The sequence below is a fragment of the Labrys sp. (in: a-proteobacteria) genome (assembly GCF_047605565.1).
GTDB classification, from domain to species: domain Bacteria; phylum Pseudomonadota; class Alphaproteobacteria; order Rhizobiales; family Labraceae; genus Labrys; species Labrys neptuniae.
The window spans coordinates 305,978-321,770 of the sequence record NZ_JASGFM010000003.1 but is presented as its reverse complement, the minus strand read 5'-3'; the positions used below and the strand labels follow the sequence as shown (position 1 = coordinate 321,770).

General features: G+C 65.1%; 14 protein-coding genes and 1 pseudogene. 11 read left to right on the top strand and 4 right to left on the bottom strand.

All coding sequences use genetic code 11. The features are described from left to right. Positions 1 to 28 precede the first annotated feature (28 nt). The 3 genes from QM672_RS05295 to QM672_RS05285 are packed head-to-tail and all read left to right on the top strand — an operon-like array spanning position 29 to position 2,636. Positions 29 to 967 carry a bifunctional helix-turn-helix transcriptional regulator/GNAT family N-acetyltransferase gene (locus QM672_RS05295; protein WP_415081094.1) on the top strand — a complete coding sequence of 313 codons (939 nt, stop codon included), beginning with the start codon at positions 29 to 31 and terminating at the stop codon, positions 965 to 967. Then, positions 964 to 1,788: an SDR family NAD(P)-dependent oxidoreductase gene (locus QM672_RS05290; RefSeq protein ID WP_415081092.1), complete on the top strand. Its 825-nt coding sequence runs from the start codon at positions 964 to 966 to the stop codon at positions 1,786 to 1,788. Before QM672_RS05295 ends, QM672_RS05290 begins: the two co-directional genes overlap by 4 nt. 50 nt (positions 1,789 to 1,838) lie before the next feature. Then, the gene (locus QM672_RS05285) at positions 1,839 to 2,636 is read left to right on the top strand and encodes a phosphodiesterase (RefSeq protein ID WP_367624683.1); all 798 of its coding nucleotides are present in this window, start codon (positions 1,839 to 1,841) and stop codon (positions 2,634 to 2,636) included. 92 nt (positions 2,637 to 2,728) lie between these two features. Here the strand turns inward: QM672_RS05285 and QM672_RS05280 are convergent, their stop codons facing one another. Next, positions 2,729 to 4,816 (bottom strand): caspase family protein, encoded by a 2,088-nt coding sequence (locus tag QM672_RS05280; RefSeq protein WP_415081090.1) that lies wholly within the window; start codon positions 4,814 to 4,816, stop codon positions 2,729 to 2,731. Positions 4,817 to 5,066: 250 nt separating this feature from the next. Between QM672_RS05280 and ccoN the strand changes: the two genes are divergently transcribed. The 8 genes and pseudogenes from ccoN to ccoS all read left to right on the top strand — a co-directional run. Continuing rightward, complete coding sequence (gene ccoN, locus QM672_RS05275) at positions 5,067 to 6,740, top strand: cytochrome-c oxidase, cbb3-type subunit I (protein WP_415081088.1); 1,674 nt, start codon at positions 5,067 to 5,069, stop codon at positions 6,738 to 6,740. Positions 6,741 to 6,744: 4 nt separating this feature from the next. Then, positions 6,745 to 7,500 (top strand): cytochrome-c oxidase, cbb3-type subunit II, encoded by a 756-nt coding sequence (gene ccoO, locus QM672_RS05270; protein WP_415081086.1) that lies wholly within the window; start codon positions 6,745 to 6,747, stop codon positions 7,498 to 7,500. A gap of 1 nt (position 7,501) precedes the next feature. After that, positions 7,502 to 7,672: a cbb3-type cytochrome c oxidase subunit 3 gene (locus QM672_RS05265; protein ID WP_415081084.1), complete on the top strand. Its 171-nt coding sequence runs from the start codon at positions 7,502 to 7,504 to the stop codon at positions 7,670 to 7,672. A gap of 3 nt (positions 7,673 to 7,675) precedes the next feature. After that, positions 7,676 to 8,545: a cytochrome-c oxidase, cbb3-type subunit III gene (ccoP, locus tag QM672_RS05260; protein WP_415081082.1), complete on the top strand. Its 870-nt coding sequence runs from the start codon at positions 7,676 to 7,678 to the stop codon at positions 8,543 to 8,545. Next, positions 8,542 to 8,763 carry a hypothetical protein gene (locus tag QM672_RS05255; protein ID WP_367624687.1) on the top strand — a complete coding sequence of 74 codons (222 nt, stop codon included), beginning with the start codon at positions 8,542 to 8,544 and terminating at the stop codon, positions 8,761 to 8,763. The genes ccoP and QM672_RS05255 overlap by 4 nt, the downstream gene beginning before the upstream one ends. Before the next feature lie 10 nt (positions 8,764 to 8,773). Continuing rightward, positions 8,774 to 9,562: a DUF2189 domain-containing protein gene (locus QM672_RS05250; RefSeq protein WP_415081079.1), complete on the top strand. Its 789-nt coding sequence runs from the start codon at positions 8,774 to 8,776 to the stop codon at positions 9,560 to 9,562. Continuing rightward, positions 9,559 to 11,808, top strand: a complete 2,250-nt coding sequence (locus QM672_RS05245) for a heavy metal translocating P-type ATPase (RefSeq protein ID WP_415081077.1) — start codon at positions 9,559 to 9,561, stop codon at positions 11,806 to 11,808. The genes QM672_RS05250 and QM672_RS05245 overlap by 4 nt, the downstream gene beginning before the upstream one ends. Beyond that, positions 11,805 to 11,960: pseudogene (gene ccoS, locus QM672_RS05240) on the top strand (cbb3-type cytochrome oxidase assembly protein CcoS); the annotation flags it as partial. The gene QM672_RS05245 and the pseudogene ccoS, both read left to right, overlap by 4 nt. Before the next feature lie 61 nt (positions 11,961 to 12,021). Here the strand turns inward: ccoS and QM672_RS05235 are convergent. Genes QM672_RS05235 through QM672_RS05225 form a run of 3 tightly spaced genes read right to left on the bottom strand, consistent with a single transcriptional unit; the run spans position 12,022 to position 15,792 of the window. Next, positions 12,022 to 12,879 carry an alpha/beta hydrolase gene (locus QM672_RS05235; RefSeq protein ID WP_415081075.1) on the bottom strand — a complete coding sequence of 286 codons (858 nt, stop codon included), beginning with the start codon at positions 12,877 to 12,879 and terminating at the stop codon, positions 12,022 to 12,024. After that, positions 12,876 to 14,864 (bottom strand): Fe(3+)-hydroxamate ABC transporter permease FhuB, encoded by a 1,989-nt coding sequence (gene fhuB / locus QM672_RS05230; protein ID WP_415081073.1) that lies wholly within the window; start codon positions 14,862 to 14,864, stop codon positions 12,876 to 12,878. Before fhuB ends, QM672_RS05235 begins: the two co-directional genes overlap by 4 nt. Further along, positions 14,857 to 15,792: an ABC transporter substrate-binding protein gene (locus QM672_RS05225; protein ID WP_415081071.1), complete on the bottom strand. Its 936-nt coding sequence runs from the start codon at positions 15,790 to 15,792 to the stop codon at positions 14,857 to 14,859. Before QM672_RS05225 ends, fhuB begins: the two co-directional genes overlap by 8 nt. Position 15,793: the final 1 nt, after the last annotated feature.

The following is a 15,793-nucleotide window of genomic DNA, read 5'->3' as shown; positions in this document are numbered from 1 at the left end:
ATCGTACAACTAAATTGGACGCTTCGCCATGTCCGGCTCCCCGCCTATCATCGAACTGGTGCGCGAGGCTTCTCGGCAACTCGTCCGCGAACTCGGCTTCATGCACGAGTCTCTGGCCGGAACGGACCTGTCGCCCTCCGCCGTCCACGCCCTGATCGAAATCGAAAAGCATGAGGGCATCACAGCCCGGACGCTCAGCGCAATCCTTCGCCTGGAAAAGTCCAGTGTCAGCCGCATGCTGCGCAAGCTCATCCTCTCCGGCGACGTCCTGGAAGAGCCGGGGGAGCAGGATGCCCGGGAAAGAAGGCTCTCCTTGACTGCGGCTGGCCGAAGCCGGGTTACGGCCATTCACGCCTTCGCGCGGGAGCAGGTCGTATCTGCCTTGGATCGTCTGTCTCCCGACCAATGCAATGTCGTCCTGGACGGCCTTCGCCTCTACGCCGGGTCCCTCGCCGCAGATGGGCCCGACCCCGCGCCGCCGCTTCGCATCGCCTCCGGCTATCGACCTGGACTGATAGCCCGCATCACCGAAATGCACGCGCTTCACTACGCGGATGCGTCCGGTTTCGGCCAGGCTTTCGAATCCGTCGTCGCCGGTGGTCTGGCCGCTTTCTGCGATCGTCTCGACAGGCCCGCCAACAATATCTGGAGCGCTATCCATGGCGACAGGATCATCGGCTCCATCGCCATCGACGGCGAGGACCTTGGATCCGGCATCGCGCATCTGCGCTGGTTCATCGTGGAAGGGTCGGTTCGTGGCGGGGGTACCGGCCGTCGATTGCTCTCGACCGCGCTCGACTTCGTGGACCGGAATCGGTTCGAGGAGACCCATCTATGGACCTTTGCCGGCCTTGCGGCGGCGCGGCACCTCTATGAAAGACATGGCTTCGTCTGCGTCGAAGAGCGCCCCGGCCGGCAATGGGGCAGCGAAGTATTGGAGCAGCGCTTCATGAGGCCCCGCCCATGACGTCCGCAGTGGCACCGCCCCCCACCCTCTCGGACCTTGCCGGTCCCGCTCCGATCCACCTGCCGGCCGAACGGCTTGACGGGCGCACCTGCCTCGTCCTCGGTGCGACCAGCGGCATCGGTCGTGCCACCGCCCTGCGCATGGCCCGGGAAGGCGCCGCCATCGTCGTGATCGCCGGCCGCCGGCAGACGCTCGGCGCCAGGCTCGAGGAAGAACTGCAGCGCTCAGGCGCGAGGAGCCTGTTCATCCCTGCCGACGTCACGCAGGAAGACGATCTCGCCAGGCTGACGGAACAGACGATGCGACGGTTCGGCCGTCTCGATGCCGTGTTCAACAATGCGGGTTTCCAGGAGAGACGGGCGCCGCTGGCGGAACAGAGCGACGGCGTCTACGCGCAGGTATTCGATACCAATGTACGGGCCATGTTCCACGCCATGCGGCACGAAATCCCGGCGCTCCTGGCCTCGGGTGGCGGGGCGATCGTCAACAACACCAGCGTCAGCGGCATCCGAAATCCCAATCCGGGTCTGGCGCTCTATGGGGCCTCCAAGGCGGCCGCCATTGCGCTGACGCGTGCCGCGGCCATGGAATATGCTTCCAAGGGCATTCGGATAAACGCCATCGCGCCGGGCCGGGTCGTCACGGACATGATGCTGTCCTCGGGCATCGCGGACATGCGGAGTGTCGCAGCGGGATTGCCGCTCCGCCGCATGGGGCACCCGGAGGAAATTGCGGCAGCGGTCGTCTGGCTGCTTTCAGGCGAGGCGAGCTATATCGTCGGCCATGTGCTCGGTGCGGATGGTGGTTTCCTGGCCGGCTGAGAAGGGCCCGACCTTCCAGGGCGTACCGCGGCTTTAGATGAGGTTATTGAGTGCTGATCGCCCATTTGTCGGATCCCCATCTGCGGGAAAAAGGCCATCTCTATCAGGGACTGGTGGACTCCAATGCCATGTTCGACCTGGCGATGGAAACGCTCGAGGCGCTCAGGCCGGAGCCGGACATCGTGATCATCGGCGGCGATCTGGTCGATGAAGCATCCGAGGCCGAATATGAGACCGCCCGGCACGCGCTCTCCAGGTTGCGGCAACCCGTTTTCGCCATCCCTGGAAACCACGACGAGCGGGAAGCCTTCAGGACCTGTCTTGGTGAAACCGGAAGCCTGACGGCGGCCGGCCCCCTTCATTTCGACACGGGCACCCGATGGCCGGTGCGTGTGATCGGCTTCGATGTCACTGTCCCCGGCCAGCATCACGGCGACATCGATGACGCAGCGATGCTCTGGCTCGAACAGACACTGTCAGAATACCCGGACCAGCCGACCGTCATCCTGATGCACCAGCCCCCGATCGACATCGGCATCCATTTCATCGACGCCTATAAATGCCTTCGCGGCGAGCGGCTTGCCGAGCTCTTGCTTCGCCACGGCCATATCGAACGCGTCCTGTGCGGGCATGTTCATCGTTTCGCGCAGGCGCGGTTCGCCGGAACCATGCTCATGACCGCGCCGAGCACCGCAACCTCCATTGCCCTCCGCCTTGCGGCGGATTCCATACCGGCCTCCTATGTCGAGCCACCGGCCTTCCTGTTGCATCATTGGCGGCCCGGGCATGGCCTGCTGACCCATTGGGTGCCGATCGGAAACTTCCCGGGACCGCTGCCTTTCTTCTGAGCGCAAGTCTTCCGAACGCAAGTCTTCCGAGCACAAGGCGGATCGGGCCGGTTCGCGAAGCCGATGGGCATTCGCACCCGAATGCGCTTCGATCAGTCATTTCCAACGTATGAAACGCGCTCCTGGGCCACGCGGGCCTGCTGTTCCCCAGGCAGCGTCGAAAAGGCCAGATCGACGAGCGCCCGCCCATGCGGCAAATCCCAGGAAAACCAGGGACCGGACGGCATCACCACGGGCGACAGCCCCGTGGACGAGGCAATATAGCCGGGCATGGCCCGAAACCCGGATGGTATCGCCGCCAGGCTGGTCTCCTTGCCGTCGGAAAGGTCATACACCGTCGATGATGTTCCGGCGCTCGCAAGCACGAAACGCCCCGTCGGATCGAAGGAGGCGTCCATCACCATGCCCTTGGCGGACAAGACCTTCTTCTTGGAACGAATATCCCAGACCATGAAGTCGGCCTGTCCGCTGAAGCCATTGTCGGGCATGAGCGTCAGAGCGACGTAACGCCCCGCGGGGTCATAACCCAAATGTGTCACCGACTTCGCGGAAACCCGATCGATCAGCGTCAACTGATGCTCTTTCAGATCATAGGTCGCAATCACCGGCCCTTCGGGCTGCTGGCTCGATGAGAGCAGCAGGAGCAGCTTGTCGTCACCGATATACTTCACCGCCGGAGACTGAGCGACGTCCGCAACGGGCGCGAACGCGGCACCGTCGAAGGCTTCGACGACATTGCCCGTGCGGGCATCGAGGATCTGAAGAATCTTCTTGTCCGTTGCGGTTACATAAAAGAAGCGCCCATCGGGACTGAAGCCGACATCGAAGACCCATTTGCGCTGGCCGAGCAGGCCGCCGGCGGCCTCATGCGCAACCACGGTCTCGAAACGCTTGACGCCCGTGGCCATATCCCATCCGGCAACCGTTCCATTGCCGAAGCTCAAAAGGAGGGTGCCGTCAGGACTGAACCTAGCGCCATGGGCCTCGTTTGCGGGATATTCCGCCACCGGGCGCAGCAGAACCTGACGTGACTGGGACCAGAGCTCCAGGCTCGAGGCACCGTTCTCGAGCAGGCGAAACACAGCGACCTGATCACCGTTGATGTCGCCAAGGGGCAAGCCGTTCACCGGCAGTTTCGACATGCTGGCATGCATGGCGGAGAAGACGGCGAGATAGGCATCCGGAAATGCCCTGAGCGTCGCCTCGCTGGGCTCGGCCGGCAATCCCTTCAAGGCGGCAGCCAGCGCAGCTTGCCGGCCCTCATGCGTCCATAGGAGCTTCAGCGACAGGTTCGCCCAGTTTTGCGACACTGCCTGGGCCTCGGCCAAAGTCTGCTCGCCGTCGAGCTTGAGCTCGCGGGTGAGCGAGGACTTCATCCAGGGAGTCTGGGCCCATGTCGTCTGCTCGCCCACGGCGTTCGTCACCTCGCTCATCACCCGCTGGATCGAATAGCCCGGCGAAAGGACCCTGTGAATGAAAGCATCCGTAAAGGGGCTGAGATCGCCGTCGCCGTCCACGGCGACCGAATTGGGCGAGGTCGAATAGGCGACCATCAGGCCGCGGGCCTGCGGCGCAGCGGGCTTCGGGACGGGCGCCTTGCTTGCCACGATCTGGATGCCGCGGCCGGTGGATACCGACAGGCCTTCCCGGCCCCTGGGCGCCAGCGGATTGTTTCGGCAAGCGTCGAGGAACACGAGTGTCGCGGCGGCCCGACGCTGGATCTCCTCGACGATCGGCTGCACGGGCACAAAGCCCGTCTTGAGGTTTCCCGCCCGCGCATTGACAGCGACGAGATAATTCTCGTCATCGACCTGGATGCCATGGCCCGAATAATAGAACAGGCCGATCGCTGCCTGCGACATCCGGGCGCTGGCGCGCGTCAGGCAGGCCTGCAATTGCCGGTCCGAGGCATCCGTGACGAGGAGGACCTCGAAGCCGAGCCTACTCAACGTCGCGGCGACCGCGGCGGCATCGTTGGCGGGGTTGGCGAGCGCCGGCAGGCCATGCCGATAGGCCGCATTGCCCACGATCAGCGCCACGCGCTTGTCGCCGCTGTCGCGGCCCGCCGGAATCTCACGGCAAACGCCGGCCTCGGGCATGGCAGCGTGTGCCCCCGCGATGACGCCGAATTGGAGCGGGATCCATACAAGCAGGCACAGGCGGATGAACAGGTTGGGCATTTTCTGCAGTCGATCGATCAGATGAGGCCCCCGACGTTCTATAGCCGGAATTGAACCGCGTGTTCCAGCCGCCCCTTCTCGGACCACCGATCAACGCCGCGATCAAGCTGCAATCCTGTGAACCGGCGCACTTCCTCGCCTCGACCTTGATCTACATCAAGGGAGAACTGCCGGCGATCTGCCAAGCGTCAATCCTCGAGCCTGACCCACCGGTCCGGCAACGGAGTGGAAGGCCGATGGAGCCGATGGCATGATCTCCCGCCTCACCTTGAGCGAACGCCAGTTTTCCCTGGCGATTGTAGTCCTGCTTGGCGTCTTCGGCCTGGCGATGTCGATCGGCGGTCGCGGCGAGCCGCTGGGGGTCCACGGCTTCATCGTGCTGGTCGCGGCCCTGGGCTTCATCTTCGCATTGATCGGGCATTACTTCGATCCCGAGCCGCCGGCTTCGCAGCTGGAGGAATATTATGACGATCCCACCCGGGTCGGCATCGTCCTCACCATGATCTGGGCCGTCGTCGGCATGTTCGTCGGGGTGTGGGTGGCGGCACTCCTGGCCTGGCCGGACCTGACCTTCGATGCCGCCTGGGCGAGCTTCGGCCGGCTTCGCCCCGTCCATACCAGCGGGGTCATCTTCGGCTTCGGCGGCAATGCTCTGATCGCGACCTCCTTCCACGTCCTGCAGCGCACCTCGCGTGCCCGGCTGCCCGATCAGGTCAGCCCCTGGTTCGTGCTGCTCGGCTACAATCTGTTCTGCATCGTCGCCGCCAGCGGCTACCTGATGGGCGTGACCCAATCGAAGGAATATGCCGAGCCGGAATGGTATGCCGATCTCTGGCTGGTCGTCGTGTGGGTCGTCTACTTCTCGATCTTCATCCGCACGCTGGCGCGCCGCAAGGAACCGCATATCTACGTCGCCAACTGGTACTACATGGCCTTCATCCTGGTCGTGGCGGTCCTGCATATCGTCAACAACCTCGCCGTGCCTCTTTCGCTCGGCTCGACCAAGAGCTATTCGCTGTTCTCCGGCGTTCAGGATGCCATGACGCAATGGTGGTATGGCCATAACGCGGTAGCCTTCTTCCTGACCTCCGGTTTCCTGGGCATGATGTATTATTATCTGCCCAAGCGTGCGGGCCGGCCGATCTTCTCCTACCGCCTCTCGATCATCAGCTTCTGGGGCATCACCTTCCTCTATATGTGGGCGGGGTCGCACCACCTGCACTACACCGCCCTTCCCCATTGGGTGCAGACCCTCGGCATGACCTTTTCGGTGATGCTGCTGGTCCCCTCCTGGGCGTCTGCCGGCAATGCGCTCGCCACGCTGAACGGGGCCTGGCACAAGGTCCGCGACGACGCCACGCTGCGCTTCATGATGGTCGCCGCCGTCTTCTACGGCCTGTCGACCTTCGAAGGCTCGTTCATGGCCATCCGCCCCGTCAACGCGCTGTCGCACTATACGGACTGGACCATCGGCCATGTCCATGCCGGGGCTCTCGGCTGGGTGGCGATGATCACCTTCGGCTCGATCTACGCCCTGGTGCCCTGGATGTGGAAGCGCGAGGCCATGTGGTCGCCCAGGCTCATCGAGCTGCACTTCTGGCTCGCCCTCTCCGGCACCATCATCTACGTCTTCGCCATGTGGAATTCGGGCATCATCCAGGGCCTGATGTGGCGCACCTACAATGACAGCGGCACGCTGCAATATTCCTTCGTCGAAAGCCTGGTTGCGATGCATCCCTACTACATCGCACGCACAATCGGCGGCTTGTTCTTCCTGGCCGGTGCGGTGGTGGGCTCCCTCAATGTCTGGATGACCATTCGCGCAAGCCAGGCCGAAGCCGGGCGCAGCGGCGAACAGGACGTGCCGGCCCAAGACGTGCCAGCCCAAGATGTGCCGAGCCTTGCCTCGATGCCGGCGGAGTAACGACATGCCTGAAATTCACCGCAAGCTCGAGCGCAACTCCATCGCCTTCCTGGCTGCCATCCTCGTCGTCTCATCGATCGGCGGCTTCATCGAGATCGCTCCCCTTTTCACCATCGATCAGACGGTCGAGAAGGCGCCGGACATGCGCCTCTACACGCCGCTGGAACTGGCAGGGCGCGATATCTACATCCGCGAAGGCTGCTATGCCTGCCATTCCCAGATGATCCGCACCCTGCGCGACGAAGTCGAGCGCTACGGCCCCTATTCTCTTGCGGTGGAGTCGAAATACGACCACCCGATGCTGTGGGGATCCAAGCGCACCGGTCCCGATATCGCGCGTCTCGGCGGCAAATATTCGGATGCCTGGCACGTGGCCCATCTCATCAACCCTCGGGCCGTGGTGCCGGAGTCGGTCATGCCTAGATATGGCTGGCTGGCAGCCAACGCCTTGAAGATCGACGGTCTGTCGCTCAATCTCGCCGCCCAGCGCACGGTGGGCGTTCCCTATACCGACGCCATGGTCAAGAACGCCACGGCGGATGCCTATGGCCAGGCCTCACCGGATGCCGATGCTTCCACCGGCGTGAAGGAGCGCTATGGCGAGGCCACCAATGTCCGGGATTTCGACGGCAATCCGGGCGAGCTGACCGAAATGGACGCGCTGGTCGCCTATCTGCAGATCCTCGGCCGGCAGACCGACATTCCCTACAAGCCGGCGGCTGGCGCGAAGCAGCCGGCGCCGACCGTCGCGGAGAAGTGAGATGGATTTCGATCACCAGAGCGTCGTCGCCTTTTCCAAAAGCTGGGGCCTTTTCTACCTGGTCGGGCTTTCCGTCGCGGTCACGATCTACGCCCTGTGGCCGGGCAAGAAGGCGGAATTCGACAGGGCCGCAAACAGCATCCTCGATACGACCGATCAGCCGGGACGGTAAGCCATGCAGGAAGGCAAACGCGACGGCGTCACCGGCCGCATGACCACCGGCCATGAATGGAACGGCATCGAGGAACTCGACACCCCTGTGCCGAAGGTGGTGCTCGTCTTTCTCGCCCTCGGTTTTGTGTTTTCGCTGATCTGCTGGCTGCTCTATCCGGCCTTTCCGCTGGTCACGACCTATACCAAGGGCCTGCTCGGCATCGACCAGCAGCAATTGGTGACCGACCAGGTCAAGCAGGCAGCCGTCGAGCGCAGCAGCTGGGAGGCGGAGATCGCCTCCAGGGACTTCGCCACAATCGAGGCTGATCCCACCCTGATGCAAAAGGTCAGGGAAACCGGCCAGACTCTCTTTCGCGACAATTGCGCGGCCTGCCATGGCGCCAAGGCGACCGGCGGCCCCGGCTTTCCCAATCTGACCTCGAAGAGCTGGCTGTGGGGCGGCTCGCCCGAAACCATCGCCGAGACCATTCGCATCGGCATCAATTCGGGCCACCCCGACACAAGGGTTTCCCAGATGCTGGCCTTCGGCCGCCAGCACGTCCTCGATGCGGCGAAGATCGAGGATGTCGTCGCCTATGTGCAGTCCCTTTCCAGCAAGCAAGGCGACAGCACGCAAATCAAGGCAGGGCAAGAGGTGTTCGCCGCCAACTGCGTCGCCTGCCACGGCGCCAACGCCAAAGGCAAGACGGATGTGGGAGCGCCGGATCTGACCGATCGGTTCTGGATCTATGGCGGCGACAGCCAGGCCCTCTACACCACGATCTATGCCGGCCGGCAGGGATATATGCCGCAGTGGGAAGGCCGCCTGTCGGAGACCAATCGCAAGATCCTGGCGCTCTATGTCTCGACGCTCGAGGCGGCCAAGCCATGACCGGACGATCGACCGGCCCGCAGTCCCGCCTGGATACCCGCCCCTGGCGCTTGGCAGCAATCATGCTGAGCGCCCTGATCGTCGCCGTGTTCGTCGGCGCCAATGCGCATCTGATCTACGTGGCCTTCGCCTCGCGGCCGGATTGCGTCGCCCATGACAGGGCAACGGGCGAAGCACGCGATGCCGGCTCGTTCGGCGCCGCCCAATCCTCATGCTGAGGGGGATTCCATGATACGTTCCAACGGCCAGCTCGAAACCCTCCTGCCCTCGGCGGCGGAAAGGCGCCGGCGGCATCTGCCGGCATCGGCGGCGTTCGGCTGGCTCGTCGCCGGCTGGCGCGACCTCATCCAACGGCCCGGCCCCAGCCTGGCCTATGGCCTTGTCGTCTTCGCCGTTTCGATCGCCATCGTATGGGCACTCGGCGCGCTCGGCCTCGATTACATCCTCTTCCCGGCGCTGGCGGGCTTCATGGTGCTCGGCCCGCTGCTCGCCATCGGTCTTTATGAGAAGAGCCGCGCCATCGAAACCGGAAGCCCGTTCACGCTCTCCCGCATGATGTTCGTCAAGGCCCGCTCCGGCGGCCAGGTGCTCTATACCGGAGCGATCCTGTGCCTGCTCATGCTGGTCTGGATGCGAGCGGCGGTGATCATCTACGCCCTGTTCTTCGGCTATCGCCCCTTCCCGGGTCTCGACCACGTCGCCGAAATGCTGTTCACCACGCCCATCGGCTGGGCCATGCTGCTGACCGGTACTGCCGTCGGCGGCCTCTTCGCCGCCTTCGCCTTCGCCATCAGTACCTTCTCCATTCCCATGCTGCTCGACAAACCGGTCGACGCCTTCACGGCCATGGGCACGTCGATCTCCATGGTGTTCCGCAACCTGCCGGTCATGCTGATGTGGGGCGCCATTGTGCTGGTCCTCTTTCTCGTCAGCCTCGCGACGGGAATGCTGGGGCTGATCGTGATCTTCCCCCTGCTCGGCCACGCGACCTGGCACAGCTACCGGGCCATCGAATGAGCTGCTGTGCCCATGGCGTCGAGCTCACCGCGGCCATCGGGCGGGCGAGTTCCCAGGACGAGATCGCGCTGGCCAGCCGTGATCTGGGCAACGGATCCTGGCAGACCAGCCTGTCCGTTCCCGGCATGCATTGCGGCACCTGCATCCAAAGCGTCGAAGAGGCCCTTTCGCGGCTTCCCCAAGTCGAACGCGCCCGCGCCAACCTGACCACCCGCCGCGTTGCCGTCACCTGGCGCGGCACGGCGCCGCCCGACATGATCGCCGCCCTGGCGGCCGTGGGTTACAAGGCGCATCTCGACGAGGCCGAGGAACGGACCTTCGATCCGGAAATGGCCCGCCTGATCCGTGCCCTGGCCGTCTCGGGCTTTGCGGCCATGAACATCATGATGCTGTCGGTCTCGATCTGGTCCGGGGCCGAGGCGGAAACCCGGCAGGCCTTCCACTGGATATCGGCGGCCTTGGCCTTGCCCACCCTGATCTATTCCGGCGGCATCTTCTACCGCTCGGCCTGGGCCGCGCTGAGGCGTGGCCGCACCAATATGGACGTGCCGATCAGCATCGGCATCACGCTCGCCTTCGGGCTCAGCCTCTACGACACACTTCACCATGGCCACCAGGCCTATTTCGACGCAGCCACCAGCCTGATCTTCTTCCTGCTGATCGGCCGTACCCTGGACCATGCCATGCGCCAACGCGCGCGGGGGGTGATAGGCTCCCTGATACGGCTCTCTCCCCGCGGCGCGACCGTGGAGCGTTCCGACGGAAGCCGGGATTATCTGCCGATCGGCGAGATCGAGCCGGGCATGGCGATCATCCTCGCCGTTGGCGACCGCGTCCCGGTGGACGGGCGGGTCGTGTCCGGAACCTCCAGCCTGGATTGTGCCCTGGCGACAGGAGAAAGCATGCCGGTGGCCGTGACGACCGGCTCCTTCGTCCAGGCCGGCGCGCTCAATCTGAGTGCGCCCGTCAGGCTCGTCGCAGCGGCGCGTGCGCGAGACTCCTTCCTCGCCGAAATGACACGCCTGATGGAAGCCGCCGAAGACGGGCGGGCCCGCTATCGCAGGATCGCGGACCGGGCCGCCCGCCTCTACTCGCCGGTGGTGCATCTTGCTGCCTTCCTCACCTTCCTTGGCTGGATGGCCGTGAACGGGGACTGGCACAATGCTACCAGCATCGCCATCGCCGTACTGATCATCACCTGCCCCTGCGCGCTCGGCCTTGCCGTTCCCATCGTCCAGGTCGTCGCCGCGCGGCGTCTGTTCGACGCCGGCATCATGATGAAGGACGGATCGGCCATCGAACGCCTCGCCGAGGTCGAGGCCGTCTGCTTCGACAAGACCGGGACCTTGACCATCGGCACGCCCCGCGTCGATCTTCGCGGCGTCGCTCCCGAGGCCCTGGAGATCGCAGGCCTGCTGGCGCGGCATTCGAGCCATCCGGTGTCCCAGGCCATCGCGATGGCAGCCCCCGGCGCCGCAGGACGGCACGCCGATCTCTCGGAGGTGAGCGAGCAGGCCGGGCTCGGCCTCGAAGCCCATCTCGACGGCCAGCGCTATCGACTGGGCCGGGCCAGCTGGGCTCTCGATGCACAGAGCGCCACTGATGGCACGGTCCTTTCGTGCAATGGCAAGGAGATCGCCCGCTTCGCGATCGCGGAAACCTTGCGCCCGGGAGCCGTCGAAACGGTGAAGCTCCTGCGCCATGCGGGACTGTCCGTCACGATCCTGTCCGGCGACAGATCGAGTGCCGTTGCCGGTATCGCCAAGGCCCTGGACATCGAGGATTTCGCTGCCGGCCTGCTGCCGGGTGACAAGGTGGCCCGTCTCGCCCAGGCAAAGGCCGAGGGGCGCCGCACGCTGATGGTGGGGGATGGTCTCAACGATGCCCCTGCCCTGTCGGCTGCTCATGTTTCGATGGCCCCCGCAACCGCGGCCGACATCGGACGCAGCGCAGCCGATTTCGTCTTTCTCTACGACAGCCTCGCCGCCATTCCCGCGGCCCTCGACATCGCGCACAAGGCCGGCCGCCTGGTCCGGCAGAATTTCGCGATCGCCATCGGCTACAACGCACTCGCCATCCCCGTCGCAATGGCCGGCTATGTCACGCCTTTGCTGGCCGCGCTCGCCATGTCGGTTTCGTCGGTCATCGTCGTTGCCAATGCGCTTCGTCTTCGCCCTGCCGGCCACACGATCGAAGCGGAGGCCGCGTCGAGCGCCGAACGCCTGCGCATGGTGGCAGCAAAATGAACAGCCTCGTCTTCCTCGTCCCGATCGCGCTCATCCTCGGCGCAGCCGCGTTGGGCGCCTTCTTCTGGTCGATGAGCAGCGACCAGTACGAGGATCTCGATGGGGCCGGCGAGCGCATTCTCTTCCATGACGACGACAGGCCCGCGGCAGGCTCCGCCCCGTTGCGACTGGGGAGCCTGGAGACCAAAGGCCCCGTTGCACGTTCCGCAGGGCTCAGGATGGACCGAACGCCAGGCGGATCGCTTGATTGACGGAGCCAGGCAGGACTGACATGTGATTTTCACCTTCCAGCAGGTGGAAGGAGGCTGCGAGGCCCGGCACGCTCGCCAGGCGCTCGGCCATGGCTCGCGCATTGTCGACAATCCGGCTTTCCTCATAGCTTCGCGCGCGTTCGGCCGCGTCGCTCGCGCCGACCTGGAATGGTGCCAGGCGCTGTTCGTACTCGCCCGCCATCACCAGCACGCGCCCCGGAGGTTTCGCATCCGCGCCCGCCGCGAAACGTTCCGCTTCAGCCACGATACCCGCCCCTTCCCACCAGATCGCTGGACTTGCCGCGATCCAGGCCGAGAAGGCTTCCGGCTTGCGAAACAAAGCATGCAGGACGAACAGGCCGCCGAAGGAGTGCCCGAACACAGCCTGTCTCTTACCGTCAATGGGCGCGCGGGACGCGATCTGGGGCTTGAGTTCGTCCTCGATGAACGCCAGGAACTCGTCGGCGCCGCCGGTTCGCACGTCCGGGCCGCCCTCGGTGTGGGGCGGGTAGGTCTTGCCGGGTGGCGGCCCCATGTCCCAGGATCGACGCACGCTGTCATAGGCTTCCGGCGTCGGATAGCCGATACCGACGAGGACCCCGGGCATGATGCCGGTGCCGCGCGGATAGCTCGACTGGACACGCAGGATATCGACCGCCGTCCCGACAATGGCATTGGCATCGAGGAAATAGAGGATCGGCCAGCCCTGCGGCGGCGGCGTTTCCTTGGGAATGCGCAGGAAAATGCGATAGGGCGGCATTTTCGACGCCGGAACCAGATCGAAATGGATGGTGTCTGCGATAAGGGCTGGTGAGCTCATGAGGATGGCCTTCGCGCTAGGAGCCAGATCAGACAGGGGCCTCCGATCAGGGAGGCTGCCAGACCGGCTGGAATCTGCCGTGGGAATACGATGGTGCGGCCGAACCAGTCGGCGGCGACCATGACCAGCCCACCCAGGATGGCTGCCCCCACCAATTCGGCCAAGACCTGGCGCATGCCAAGACGGCGCGCCAGATGCGGCGCCATCAGCCCTACGAAGCTCAGTGGCCCGACGATCAGGGTCGCCGCGGCGGCAAGGAGGGCGCTCAGGGCCAGGGTGAGGATATGGCTGTGCGTGGGATTGAGACCGAGAGCGGACGACATGCCCCTGCCAAGGGGCAGGATGGTCAGCATTCTCGCCGTCAGCAACAATCCGCCAAAGAGGAGGAGCGCCGCCGTGATGCTCACGAGAGCCGCCGTGGCATCCACCGCATAGGTCGAACCCATCATCCAGTTCAACAGCAGCATCGCACGCGGGTCTCCGCCGGCCATCAGCACGTTGATCACGGCATCGAACATGGCGCCGAACGCGATGCCCGCGATCAGGGCCCTGTCGGGGCTTGCCTTGCGATCGAGCGCCAGGATGGCGGCCAATGCGGCAAAGGCGCCGATCGAGGCTGCAAGCAATTGCAGGCCCGGCCCGACCGCGGGCAGGGAAAACAGGGCAATGGCAAGGCCGAAGGCCGCACCCGCGCTGACGCCCAGAACCTCGGGGCCGGCCATGGGGTTGCCCGTCAGGCGCTGAAGCAGGCACCCTGCCAGGCCCAGCATCACGCCTGCGGCCAGGGCTGCAATCGCGCGCGGCAGGCGCAGCGCCACAAGCCTGTCGAGCTCCTGCCCCAGGCTCAGATGCCATCCATCGCCGTCGCGCCCAACCGTCGTGGACAGCGCCAGGAGGATGACCACGAGGAGCGCGAGGACGAGGAGACGGCCTCTGGTCGTGGACGTCAGCAGAGCCTTTTCCACCGCGGCAGGCGGGGGCACCAGCGGAACGCTCCTTTGCTGCATGAGCAGGACGATGAGCAGAGGCGCGCCGAGCAGGGCCGTGACGGCTCCCGTCGGCAGGCTGAGGCCCGATAAAGCATCCGCCGACTGCACGGCCTGGTCCACGAGCCACAGCAGGCCCGCCCCCAGCGCCGTCGACCAGGCCAGTTGATGGCCCGCGCGCCGGGCACCGAGAGCGCGGGCGAGCACGGGAGCCGCGAGGCTGACGAAACCGATGACACCGACCGCGCTGACGACATTGACGCTGAGCACGACGGCAAGCGACAGGGCAGCCAGCCTTGCCGTGGCGACGGAAAGCCCGAGACTTCGCGCCTTGGCGTCATCCAGTCCCAGCAATGCCAGGGGACGTGCGAGCATACCGGCAGCCAGCGCGGCAGCCACGAGGACAGGGGCGAGCTTGGCAGCCGCCGTCCAACCCTGCTGGCTGAGCGAGCCACTGCCCCAGATGAAGAGCCCGGCGAGATACTCGGTCTTGAACAGGGTCAGCATGGCCGCGAAGGCCGCGCAGAAGAGCCCTGTCACAAGCCCGGCCAGAATGACGGAAATCGGCGCCAGGCCCCGTCGCCACGACAGGGCCAGAACGCCTGCCGCCGCCAGCGCGCCGCCAGCCAAAGCGGGCCAGACCCGCCCGAAAGCGAACAGCCAGGGGGCCCATAGCATCGCCACGCTCAGGGCGAGGCTCGCCCCGGCCTCGATGCCGAGCGTGGTGGGAGAGGCGATGGGATTGCGCAGGGAAAGCTGGCACAGCGCGCCGGCCAAGCCCAGGGCAGCCCCGCACAGGAGGCTGACAACCAGGCGCGGCAGGAAGCTGTAGGCAAACAGCATCTGGGAGGTATCGGTGACGTTGCGCATCGACAAGGCATCGAGCCAGGCCCCCAAAGGCAAGTACTCGGCCGCGCGCCACCAGCTCAAGGCTGCTGCTGCCGCAAGCAGGCTGGCGGTAAGGGTGGCAGGGCCTGCCCGCCGTGCGACCTCACCCATTGGTGTTTTCGACATCTGCAAGATGGCTGCTCAGCAACGTGCCGAAGCGCATCGCGGAAGGCAGCATTCCGAAAGCCGATGCGGCAGGCAGACGATGGATGTGCCCGGCGCGAACGAACGGCAGGCTGTTCCATACGGGGTTGGTTTCGAGGCTTTGGAGGATGCCCGGAGCAACCGGTTCGAAATAGAAAAATCGGCTTTCGGGACTGGCGGCCAGATCCTCCAGCCCGATGGTGGAAAAGCCCCAATAATTGGTCGGCCGTGTCCAGCCATTGGCAAGGCCGCAACGGTCGATCACATCCTGGAACAGGCTGCGCTGGCCGTAGATGCGCAGATGCCCCTCGTCGAGGAAGTTGACGATCAGCACCGGCCTGTCGGCAGCCTTGCGAAGACGGGAACGCAGTTGCGCCATTGTCGCCGCCCCCCTGGCAACCAGGGCTTGTGCCTGGCTGTCGCGTCCGAGCACGGCGCCAAGCCGGAGCGTCTCCTTGATGCTCAGTTCATAGGGGTGCCCCCCCGGCGGGGCGTAGATGGAGAAAGTCTGTGTGGGGGCAATACGCGCCATCACGGGTTCGATCGCAGCCAGGTAAGGCGTCGTGATGATGAGGTCCGGCGCAAGCCGCACCAACAACTCGAGATTGGGCTCTCGGTCGGTCCCCAGATCGGTGATGCCCGCGGGCAGGCGTGGTTCGACCACCCAATCGTTCCAGGCTTCGACCTGCGGCATGGCGACCGGCGTCACGCCCAGGCCGAGCAGGGTTTCGGTCAAGCCATCGTCGAGCGAAACAATGCGCGTGGGATAGGGAGCCGATTGCAAACCCGTTGGCGCTGCCGAGGCGGAACCGAGGCCAGATGCGAGCGCGGCCAGCCCGCCGGTCAGGACGATCCGCCGGCTGGGCGAGAGACAGAAAGCTTTGCCGGATTCCAAG